Source organism: Streptomyces sp. NPDC031418 (assembly GCF_055581605.1).
The window spans coordinates 210367-221805 of record NZ_JBVIJC010000014.1; the positions used below are offsets into that span (position 1 = coordinate 210367).

Here is an 11439-nt window from a genome sequence, read left to right on the forward strand (position 1 = left end):
ACGGCACCGGTTCTGCAACCCGCTTCAGCTCAGCACGATGCGCCAGCGGTTGTCGGCGGTGCCGTCGTCCGCGTCCTGGACCGCGAACGCGCCGACCGCGGTGGAGTTGTTCGCGATGGCGAGCAGCTTGCCGCTGTTCACGTTGCGGATCTTGTAGGTCCCGTCGCCCTGGTCGAGCAGGGTCCATTTGTGGTCGGCGGTGCCGTTGTCCGACCACTGGAGGACGGTCGCACCGTCTGCCGTGTCCATGTTCAGGACGCCGAGCACCTTGCCGCTGTTGGCGTTGCGGAAGCGGACCGCGCTTCCATCAGTGATCATTTCCCAGTTGTGGTCGGCGGTGCCGTTGTCCGTCCATTGCAGAGCGCGGCCGCCGTCGGACGTGGACATGTTCTGGATGCCCAGCAGGAGACCGCTGCTCGCGTTGACGAGACGGACGGTGTTGCCGGTGGTGTTCCAGTAGACGGTGTAGTTGTAGCCGTGTGCGTCGTAGAACGGGCCCAGGTTGACGGTGGAGCCGCCGGAGGTGGCGGTGAAGGCGAGTGAACTGCTGCTGGTCCGTTTGATCGAGGACGTGGTCAGCGCAGGCTGGGAACTGAGGGTGGAGTCACCGAAGTTGCCGGCGAGGACCACCGGGCCGTAGGTGATCGCGGCGACGTTCGCGTTGTCGTTGGCCGGTCGGATGCCGAGCCGCATGGGCAGGCGGACGGTGACCGTGTCGCCGGAGGTCCACCCGCGGTTCAGGGTGGCGTAACTGCCGGGCGTGGTGGTGATGTTCTGCGCGACGCCGTTGACGCTGATGGTGGCCCCGCTGGTCCAGCTCGGTATGCGGATGCGCATCGCCCACGTTCCGCTGACGCTGCCGGTGACCTGAAGGGTCGTGGTGTCGCTGACAGGGTAGGTCGTCGTCTGGGTGACGGTGATACCGCGCTCCGTCCAGGTGAGCACCGACGGCACGAACATGTTCACGGTCAGCGTGGTGTCGTTGTGGAAGTAGATGGAGTCCATCAGCCTGGTGTGCATCTCCAGGCCCGTGCCCTGGCAGCACCAGAAGGTGCCGTAGTCGGTGCTCCAGGTGCCGCCGCCCAGCGCCGGGCCGACACCGCGCCGTCCTCCCGGCTTGAGGGGGGTGAAGTAGGTGACGTGGCCGTGGTCGTCGGCCGGGTTCTGCTGGCCGATGATCTGGTTGAGCCACGCCCGCTCGTAGTAGTCGAACAGTGCGACGCGGTTCGGGTCGAGCGTGAACAGCTCCCGGGTGAGGGTGAGCATGTTGATGGTGTTGCAGCTTTCGCAGGTGTCGTTGGTCAGGTAGCCGGCGATGGCGTTCGGGGCACGGAAGTGCTCCGCCTGACTGTTGCCGCCGATGGCGTAGGTGTGCGCGTCGACGGTGATGTTCCAGGCGTTGGTGGCGATGTCCCGGTAGCGGGTGGTGCCGGTGGCCTTGTACTCCCGGGCGGCCCCGATCCACTTGGGGACCTGGGTGTTGGCGTGGATTCCGTTGAGCTGGTCCTGGTTGGCCGCCAGCGGGTCGAACACCGCGGCGTGGTCGAACCGCTGGGCGACGGTGAGCCACCGCGCGTCACCTGTCTGCTGGTAGAGATCGGTCAGTACGGCGTTCATGCCGCCGAACTCGACGCGCAGCATGGTCTGCATCTGCTGGGTGGTCAGCCGGCCGGTGCGCCAGTCGACCCATCCGGCCAGGGCGAGGAGCACGTCCCGGGCTTGTGTGCTGCCGATGTGGCGCCATACGTCCAGCAGGCCGGTGAGAGTCTTGTGGACGGTGTAGTACAGCACGTCGCCACTGGTTCCCTGCTCGAGAGCAGTGAAGTTGGACTCGGGGTAGCCGGAGAGGTATCCGGGGTTGAAACCGGCGGCGCTGTTGTTGGCCTGGCACTTGGCCAGTTCCGCGACCATGTAGGTGGCCTTGTCCCGGCAGGTGGTGTCCCCGGTCACGGCGTACGACTGTGCCCATGCCGTGAGGAAGTGCCCCTGAATGTGGGTGCGGAAGCCGAAGTCCGGCGCGTCCCAGCCGCCGTTGGCAGTCGCGCCGTTGGTGGGCAGCTTGTGGGTGGCGCGGAAGTTGTACAGCAGCCGGTCCACATCGATGAACCGCAGGTAGTTCTGCGTGCGGTTCTGGTTGTCCAGCCACCGGCTTGCGGTGAGTCGGACCTGGCCGAGTTCGAAGGGGTGCACCAAGACCCCGATGTCGGTCCTCGCGGGCGCGATGGCTGCCTGAGCGGAAGACGCGCCGAGGAAGGGTCCGGCGGCAGAGGCGGCCACGGTGGCCCCGGCCAGCTGCAGGAGACGACGCCTGCTGACGGAGGAAGACATCTTGAGCCTTTCGATACGGCAGAGCGACTGCTTGGACTTTTGATGTGCCGGCTCACACGTCCGAGGGTCGGGCGTGGCGCGTCACGGGCTCGGGTGCTGCCGACGTGGCGACCTACGGCCGACAGGCCGCGGACATCCGCCTTGCACCGTTCGGCTTTTCAAACGTCGTCCGAAATATAGAACGCAGCTCTTCGCTGACACATTGGATGGATTAAGGGGTACGGACATTGCTCGTGTCCAGCCGTTGAACACAAAATTCTTACCGGCTGTCAGGTCATGGGCTGAGCGCTGCGGCAGGGGCCGGGGTTGGCACCGGATCGCTCATCTGCATGTTCGACGGATCGGATGTGTCGGATGTATTGACGCGCCGTCTTTTCCGGATCTAGCCTCTGCCCGATTTCCCGAACGGCGTTCGATATGTCGTTCAACGCCTGATCGAAGAGTGAGTTGGCCATGAAGGCTTCCGCCCGAAGTCCCGCCCACCTGAAACGCCTTCACCGGCGCTCAGAGGCACAGTTGCCCGGTCCGGGTCGCAACCGCCCCGCCCGGGTGGACGCACATACTCGCGCGCCCTGACCCGCCGTCACCACGGCGCCATGGGTGAAGCGGCGAAACGCCGTCGTTCGGATCCGTCCTTCCGGCTCGCGCGGCAGCCGGATCCCGTCCTGCCCACTCCGAGACCAAGTTCCCCCCGCCACCCCGCTCCCCCTTCGCCCGGCGGCGTCACCCGCACCCGACAGGAGATCCGATGTCTGCGCTCCGCGCCCGGCTGACGGTGATATTGCTCGCCGTCTGCCTCCTCTTCACGGGGCAGGCCCTGACCACCCCCCAGCGGGCGGCCGCCGCCGGCCCCGGCTACCTGATGGTGCACTTCACCGGGGAGGGAGCGGCCAACCAGCAGATGTACCTCTCGCACAGCACCGACGGCCTGCACTGGAGCGACCTCAACGGCGGCGGCATGGTCCTGCGCTCCACCGTCGGCACCAAGGGCGTACGCGACCCCGCATTCGTCCGGTCCCCCGACGGCAGCAAATACTGGATCATCGCCACCGACCTGTGCATCAGCTGCGGGCAGGACTGGAACGCCGCCATCAACAACGGCAGCCGCAACCTCGTGGTGTGGGAGTCCACGGACCTGGTCACCTGGTCGCAGCCGTGGCTGCTGAACGTCGCCGGTGCGATCCCCGACGGGCGCAACGCGTGGGCACCCGAAGCGATCTGGGACCCCCAGAGCAATGACTACGTCCTGTACTGGGCCACGAACGTCCCCTTCAACGGCGCGACGAAGCACCGCATCTTCGCAGCCCACACCAGCGACTTCCGCACCATCACCACCCCCCGGCTCTACATCGACCGCCCGGGCACCCAGGAGATCATCGACACCCAGATCATCGAAGTGCCCCCAGGTGTCGGCACCTACCGCTACGTACGGGCCTCCGGCGACGGACAGATCACTCTTGAAGGCAGCAACTCCATCCTCGGCACCTGGGCCAAACTCGGCGACCTCTCCGGCATCGGCCTGACCGGGTCGATGGTCGAGGGCCCGATGTGGATGAAGTTCAACGGCACCAACAAGTGGGCGCTCTACCTCGACCAGTACGCCACCAACGGCGGCTACATGCCCGTCACCACGACCGCCCCCTCCAACCCCGCCGCCTACCAGAAGCCGGCGTCGACCAGCTACACCATGGGCGGCACCAAAAAGCGCCACGGCTGGATCATGAACCTCACGGCCGCCGAGGAGAGCCGCGTGCTCGCCCGCTGGCCCAACACACCCGCCCAGCGGCTCCAGTCGTACGACTTCCCCGACCGGTACGTGCGCCAGCTCAACTTCGACGTGCGCATCGACCCGAACGTCAGCCCCGTCGAGGACTCCCAGTTCCGGCTCAGGCCCGGCCTGACCGGCACCGGCACCGTCTCCTTCGAGTCGGTGAACCACCCCGGCTACTTCCTGCGGCACGCCACCTACGACTTCCAGCTCGCCCTCTACGACGGCAGCAGCCAGTTCGCCGCGGACGCCACCTTCCGCAAGGTCGCCGGCCTCGCCGACGCCACCTGGTCGTCGTTCCAGTCGTACAACTATCCCGATCGCTACATCCGCCACTACGCCTACCAACTGCGCCTCGACCCGATCACCACCGCGACGGGACGCAGTGACGCGACGTTCCGCGTGACGAGCTGACCCGCCCGTCCCGCGGAGCGCTGTGCGGAGTCCGCCGTTCCTCCGGCGGGCCCGACACAGGAGTTCCACTCACCTCCCACTCCACTCTGCGTAGGAGTTCTTCATGATCAAAAAACAGTGGATGCACCGCGCCCGACGCGCCTTGCTGGCAGCCGGTGCCACCGCCACCCTCGCCGCCGGGCTGCTCACCGCCACGGCCGCCCCCTCACAGGCCGCCACCCAGGGGCCGTGCGACATCTACGCCTCGGGCGGCACCCCCTGCGTCGCCGCGCACAGCACCACCCGCGCCCTGTACGGGGCGTACAACGGCCCGCTCTACCAGGTCAAGCGCGCCTCCGACAACGCGACCAAGGACATCGGCCCGCTGACCGCCGGAGGTGTCGCCGACGCCGCGCAGCAGGACTCCTTCTGCGCCAACACCAGCTGCGTCATCACCGTCATCTACGACCAGTCCCCCAAGCACAACAACCTCACCCAGGCACCCGGAGGCGGAGCCGCCGGCGGTCCTGACAACCTCGCCAACGCCGTCGAGGCGCCGGTCACCGTCGGCGGACACAAGGCGTACGGCGTCTACATCGCCCCCGGCACCGGCTACCGCAACAACAACACCAACGGCATCGCCACCGGCGACCAGCCCGAGGGCATGTACGCGATCTTCAACGGCAAGCACTTCAACGGCGGCTGCTGCTTCGACTACGGCAACGCCGAGACCAACAATCTGGACACCGGCAACGGCCACATGGAGGCCCTCTACTTCGGCAACAGCAAGGCCTGGGGCTACGGCAGCGGCGCCGGCCCCTGGGTCATGGCCGACCAGGAGAACGGCCTGTTCTCCGGGGTCAACCGCGGCTTCAACGCGGGCGACCCGAGCGTCGACCACCGGTTCCTGACCGCCATGCTCAAGGGCGGCGCGAACCAGTGGGCCCTGCGCGGCGGCGACGCCCAGTCCGGCGGCCTGTCCACCTTCTACAACGGCGCACGCCCCAACGCCTCCGGCTACAACCCGATGCACAAGGAAGGCGCGATCATCCTCGGCATCGGCGGTGACAACAGCAAGTGGGCCCAAGGCACCTTCTACGAAGGCGTCATGACCCAGGGCTACCCCTCGGACGCCACCGAGAACGCCGTCCAGGCCAACATCACCGCCGCCGGCTACAGCAGCGGCTCGACCAGCACCGGAACCCTCACCCCCGGCTCCCGGATCTCCCTGAAGGCCACCACCTCGCCCTGCTGCACCTCGGACTACCTGCGCCACAACGACGCCGACACCAAGGTCGTCATCTCCAACATCACCGCCGCCAGCTCGGCCACCGACAAGGCCGACGCCACCTGGATCGTCCGGGCCGGACTGGCCAACACCTCCTGCCTGTCCTTCGAGTCCGTCGACAAGCCCGGCCAGTTCCTGCGCCACTACAACTACCAGCTCAACCTGAACTTCGACGACGGCGGCAGCGCGTTCGCCCAGGACGCCACCTTCTGCCCCACCGCGGGCAACAGCGGCGTCGGCACCTCCTTCCAGTCCGCCAACTTCCCGACGAAGTACCTCCGCCACTACGACTACACGGTCTACATCGCGAGCAACGGCGGCTCCAACACCTGGGACTCCACGACGTCATGGGCCCAGGACACCAGCTGGCTCACCGCGGCTCCCTGGAACTGACGAGGGACGCAACCTGTAGCGGCTCCTGGCCCGGCTCCACGACGATGTCCTGGATGCCGGGCCAGGCCTGCTTCCGCACCCCGGGACGTCCTACGTGGCGGCCCAGCAGCCCAAGGTGTTCCGGCTCCCCTCCGCCGCCCGGCGCGGCGCGTCCGGTGATCCCAGCAGACCGTACGGCAGGTACCCCGACCGGACACCGAGGTCCCACCCATGGATCTGGACGGCGAGGCAGGCCAGGGCGAGGGTGCCGAGGGGCAGGAGGGAGCGGGGCGCGGGATCACCGGCCTCGGCCTCGACGCTCTCCCGGTACGCGACCAACCGGGCGACCAGGGCGTCCTCGAAGGCGTGCTGGTCGTCGTCGAGGAGTACACGGAGCAGTCGCTGGTCCGCGCTCAACGCGTCGCCGACCTCGTCGAGCCGCCGGGCGGCCTCCGCGCGCTGACCGGCGTCCGGCTTGCGCAGCGCAACCCTCGGCCAGTCACGCGGCAGATGCCCGGCCGCCTCGGCGAGATAGGGGCACAGGGCGTCCATGGCGGCGAGGTCGGCGGGGTCGGAGACGGAGGTGTGCCGGTTGTAGGGAACGCCGTCACGGATGGCGGGCGCGTAGTCGCCGCGCAGCAGCAGCCCGGTACCCCGCTCCCAGTCCCACACGTGCCCGCTGACGACACACATCTCGAACATGTCGAGCCAGGTCCGCGCGGTGGGTGCCTCCTTGACGACGTCCCGGAAGGTGAGGGGCCCGTCCCCGAATTCGTCGTCGTCGGGGTCCGTACTGATCCGCTCCCCGACGAGGGGGAACCGCAGTTCCTGGTCCCCGTCGGGGAAGCACATGATGCTCAGCACTCCGTGCACACACTCCGCGGCGGTGACGGCGACCGTGCCGGCCGCGGCGTCGAGCCCGGGTTCCGTCACCGTTCGCGCGGCGACATGGTCGAGCAGTTCGTCCGCCATGGCCCGGATCAGCGCCGGCGAGATGCTGCCGTAGCGCAGCGAGTGCCACCGCGTGTAGGCCCGCCCGCCGATGTCGTCGAGCGCCTCGGCCAACCGCTGCTCGCCGACCTGATGGCATGGCACATTCCGCACGTATCCCGTCCCTTCATGAACTCCACGACTGGCCGAAGCACGCTATCAACGGGCGCTGACAGCACCCGGCCGCCGTGAGGACGGCTGCCGAGAGCGCGGACGGGAGCAGGGCCGCCCCGATGAGCCGCTGATGGAGAGGGTCCGGCCGCTGGGCCGGTTGGCGGTTTTACCGACCCGGGTGTTCACAGCAGGCCGAGAGACAGCAGCTCGTAAGCGGTGCAGGCGGTACCGATCACCACCCCTGCCAGCCCGAACACCCCATCGGTACTCCTGAAGAACGGGCGCTGAAGCTCATAAGCTGTTTGAGCCCTTTTCGGGTTCTTCGGGTCGTAGACAACCTCGATCGAGCCCCTGCCGGTGTCGGGGACGTCGCCGGGGCTCACGCTCAGCCGGTGCCTTCGGCCTTCGGAGTCCTTGTAGATGAAATCCGCTGACCAGATGCCACCGGCCCAGCTCTCGCCTCCCCGGTGAGCCCGGACACGGATTCCGCCCCGGCGCAGCCTGGTCCGCCTCGACAGTGCCACCGTGCCCATCGCCAGAAACATCAGCGCCAGAAAGCCCCCAGCAGCCGCCATCGTCTTTTCACCCCTCTTGGCAGACACGTCGGCGCAGTTCGACCGCGAACCACACCGGGCCGGAGGAAATGGCCAGGCGAGTGCTGACGGCCGTCTTCACGTTGTGGCTCAGCGCTTCCTGCCTTCGTGCGCCGTCTGATCGAAGCATCGAGCGTCAACGCTCCGTAACCCCGTACTGCCCCGTCTCAGGAGAGGCTGCCGGGGCGGACCATGAGGTAGGACCAGCCGGTCCACACGCTGCCGGTCTGTGCGTCCTTGGCCGGGGGTGTGTAGTGGCCGCGGATGCGGTAGCGGCCGTTGCCCGCGAAGAGCTTCAGGGCTCGGGCGTAGCCGTACCAGCCGTCGTCGAACGGGGGCACGCAGCTCTGCGAGGTGGCCTGGTGCCAGGCGCCCGAGTAGTAGTGCTCCAGGTACACCGACGCACAGCCGCCGGACTGGTGGGGTGTGATCTGTAGGTTGAAGGCCATGTTGACTTCGGACGTGTAGAACACCTGATACGTGGTGGATCCGATGCGGGTGGTCGAGAGCGGCCACTGCATCTGCGTCCGGGATGTCGGTGTGAGGGTTGCGTTGGTGCTCACCGTGCGCGGCGCATAGCGGTAGTCCCCCGTGAAGGCCGCGCTGAAGGTGGTGTTGCGGGTGATCTTGTAGGAGGCGACGAGGTTCCCGTTCGCGTCCACCTTGCCGCTCCCCAGCCGGGCCCGCGAGGCGCCGGCGGGCTGGTCGTACAGCGTCACGGAGCGGGAGTTGTACGTCGTCCCCAGGTGGGCGGTGACCTTGACGGTCGCGCCCGAGTGGTACGACTTCGCGTCCGTGGTCACGCTCAGGGCCGGCGTGGCCCGGGACACCTGCACCTTCGCCTGCACGGTGACCGGGAGGTAGGAGGTGCCGCCGTCGTAGGTGAAGGCGTAGGTGTGCGCGCCGCCGACCTGCGGGATGTCGTGGAAGGCGAAGCTGCCGTCGGCGGCTATCGGCAGGGTGCCCACCGCGTAGCCGTGCGGGTGCGCCAGGTCGGTCTCGACGACGTGCACCGCCCCGGTCGTCACATGCGCGTGTGGCCAGGTGAGGTGGCCGTTGACGGTGAGCGGCGCTGCACGGTCGGCCACGGAAGGAGCGGACAGCGTCATGGTGGGCGCGTACGTGGCCACGGGGATGTCGAAGGTGCGGCCGGCCGGTGCGTAGTGGCCGCTTCCGGAGTAGTCGACGCGGAAGCTCAGTTTCCCGGTGGCAGGAGCCGTGCCGTCGACGTGGTAGGAGCCGAAGAAGTCGAAGGGGATCCGTGCCGGGGTGGTCGTCAGGTCCGGGACGAGCACGCCGTCCGGGTCGGCGTCGTCGTAGCGTGTGATGCGGACGGTGCCCGGAAGCATGGGCTGCCCGGCGTCGAGGCTGAGGGGCGAATCGGGCGACACGACGAACGAATAGGGCTCGCCGGGGGCGAGCGGAACGGTCCCGTGCCCCAAGAGCGTGACCGGCGCGGTTTCCGGATTGCGGGAGATGTGGAGCGTCGGGGTTCCCCCGAGGGCGTCGACGGCTACGCCGTAGAGCCGGCTTGCGTCGGGTGCCCAGGCGAGGCCGTGGGCGGCGGAGTTCAGCTTCGGGTCGTAGAAGTACTCGGTGTAGTAGCCCTCGCCCGTTTCCGGGAAGGTCATCAGTCCGTGGAAGCTGACGGCCATGCTGCCGTCCGGGGCCACGGCGACCGAGTGGCCGCCCACCGCCGAGGCGAACTGCCCGTCGACCGCGAGATCCGAGGTGCGGTACCGATTGGCGGTCGCGCCGGGGACCGACGGGACGGCCAGGTACTGCCCGTCCGCGGTGAGTGCGAGGTCGCTCAGGTCGGGGACGGGCAGTACCTTCGCGGCCTGCCGGGTCAGTGCCCCGTCCCCGGCCCGGTACGTGACAACGGTGGAGGTGTCGCCGGTCTGCGCGGCGGCCGCGAGTACGCCGGAGGGCGTCGGGGTCGTCGCCAGTACGGGTGCTGCTGCCCAACTGCCGGAATCCTGGCGCAGGGTGACCGTACCGGCGTTGTCGATGGACCCGATGCCGCCGGCGCCCGCCGTACCGTAGCCGAACCAGAGGGTGCCCCCGGCGACGGCCAGCGAGTTGGGACGGGTGCCCGCGCCCGTGCTGTAGCGAGCCGACTCGGTCAGCTTCTGCGTGCTGATCGCCGCGATCGCGTCCCTGTCCGGGAGAGCCGCGTACAGCGCGGATCCGTCCTCGGAGAGGGCCAGAGCGGTGGCACCCGGCTCACCACCGATCGTCGTCGGGTTCGTGCCGTCGAGGTCGGTGACGAGAATGCCGTCGGTGCCGGCGCCGCCGCTGATGAACAGATGTCCGTGCACCTCGTCCACGACCATGTGCGAGAAGTGCGCGATCGGCAGCGGTGTGTCCGAGGACGCGTACGAGTCGACCGCGGCGGGGCCGAGGACAGTTGTCAGTCCCAGGAGCAGCGCTGCGGCGGTCGGCGGCGAGAATCGCGCCAGCTTCATGAAAGGCCCCCCCATAACCTTCACGATCAAGGGGGCAACCTAGCACGGGGAGGGCGGGGTGATGACAGGGGGTGGGGCGGGACAATCGCGTCCCTGGTGCAGAGCACGGTGCGCGACGTTCCGTACTTTCCCGTGCTGGGCCCTGACGACAGCTTGGCAGTACTGAGCCGCGACTCGCGCCGCCTCCTCCACGCGCTGGCGGCAACACCCCTCGCCAGCGGGCCTCGGCGCCACCTGGGAAGGCGCCCAGGGTGTGCGCTCCTGGGCGCTGGGCCTGTGCGTGCGAGCGGAAGAGGAACTCGCCGCCCGGGCACGTCCGCGTACGGCACCGATCCCGGCCGGGCCCTCAGGCCCGCGACCGCACGCCGGACAGGCGGGAATCGAACCTGAACGCCGTTTTTCAACAAGTGCGCCACGAAAGACCGTGGATCTTTGGCGGGCAGGTCCTTCCTGCTGTCGGTGCGCAAGTCGTGAAGGCTTCTGGCCGGCCGGAGAGGGACGCCGTCCGGCCAGCGCGCCCAGGCACTGACGCCTTCAGGTCGCCATGGACCTGCCGCACAGACCAGTGCCTCGTCGTCACCGGCACTGCCAACCAGCAGCACCGCCCCGCAGCGCCGCACCCCTGCCCTTCCCGGCCGGGCGCGGCGCTGGGCCGTTGCTGCCTGCCCTTCGCGGAGCAGGCTGGAGATGGAGGCGCAGCTGCGGGACCTGATCAGCGAGCGAGGATGCCAGACGCACGCGGACCGTAACGAGGCCGGCCGGCTCGCCCAGGACAAGGCCCGAAGAGGCGGGCAAGGGCGGCGCCCTGCGTCTTCCCACGAGCCCACCGAGCCGGGCCTCCGGCCCCGTATAGCAACCCGCGTCTCCCGCCCCAGCCATCCCAGCCCGGGAAAGCCCCGAACACCGGGGGGCGAGTGCCTTTGCGTGCATACGCGTGCGCCCCCGCCGGGGGCGGGGGCGTGAGCACGTGAGGCGCGGGTGTGGGGTGCGGCCGGTGGGCCGCTGTGGTGGTGCGCCTGCCTTGGAGATTGAACGGCTCAGTACCAGCCGTTGGCCTGCCAGAAGGACCAGGCCTTGACCGGGCTGCCGTAGCGGGAGTTCATGTAGTCCAGGCCCCACTTGATC

At 68.6% G+C, this 11439-nt stretch carries 7 protein-coding genes; 2 read left to right on the forward strand and 5 right to left on the reverse strand.

What is annotated here, in order from left to right; all coding sequences use genetic code 11:
- Positions 1-24: 24 nt before the first annotated feature.
- Positions 25-2328 carry a beta-L-arabinofuranosidase domain-containing protein gene (locus tag ACZ5CZ_RS22580; protein WP_468945406.1) on the reverse strand — a complete coding sequence of 768 codons (2304 nt, stop codon included), beginning with the start codon at positions 2326-2328 and terminating at the stop codon, positions 25-27.
- Between the two features lie 748 nt (positions 2329-3076).
- Here ACZ5CZ_RS22580 and ACZ5CZ_RS22585 point away from each other — a divergent pair.
- Both ACZ5CZ_RS22585 and ACZ5CZ_RS22590 read left to right on the forward strand, forming a co-directional pair.
- The gene (locus ACZ5CZ_RS22585) at positions 3077-4510 is read left to right on the forward strand and encodes a glycoside hydrolase family 43 protein (RefSeq protein ID WP_468945409.1); all 1434 of its coding nucleotides are present in this window, start codon (positions 3077-3079) and stop codon (positions 4508-4510) included.
- 103 nt (positions 4511-4613) lie between these two features.
- Positions 4614-6170, forward strand: a complete 1557-nt coding sequence (locus ACZ5CZ_RS22590) for an alpha-L-arabinofuranosidase B (RefSeq protein WP_468945411.1) — start codon at positions 4614-4616, stop codon at positions 6168-6170.
- Positions 6171-6260: 90 nt separating this feature from the next.
- Here ACZ5CZ_RS22590 and ACZ5CZ_RS22595 read toward each other — a convergent pair whose 3' ends face one another.
- The 4 genes from ACZ5CZ_RS22595 to ACZ5CZ_RS22610 all read right to left on the reverse strand — a co-directional run.
- Positions 6261-7253, reverse strand: coding sequence for an immunity 49 family protein (locus ACZ5CZ_RS22595; RefSeq protein WP_468945414.1), 993 nt, complete (start codon positions 7251-7253; stop codon positions 6261-6263).
- Between the two features lie 182 nt (positions 7254-7435).
- Entirely contained in the window at positions 7436-7855 is a 420-nt protein-coding gene (locus ACZ5CZ_RS22600; protein ID WP_468945416.1) for a hypothetical protein, read from the reverse strand.
- A 158-nt stretch (positions 7856-8013) separates the two neighbouring features.
- Positions 8014-10314, reverse strand: a complete 2301-nt coding sequence (locus tag ACZ5CZ_RS22605) for a hypothetical protein (RefSeq protein ID WP_468945419.1) — start codon at positions 10312-10314, stop codon at positions 8014-8016.
- 1037 nt (positions 10315-11351) lie between these two features.
- On the reverse strand, positions 11352-11439 hold an 88-nt coding region (locus ACZ5CZ_RS22610; protein WP_450158496.1), incomplete at its 5' end, for an aggregation-promoting factor C-terminal-like domain-containing protein.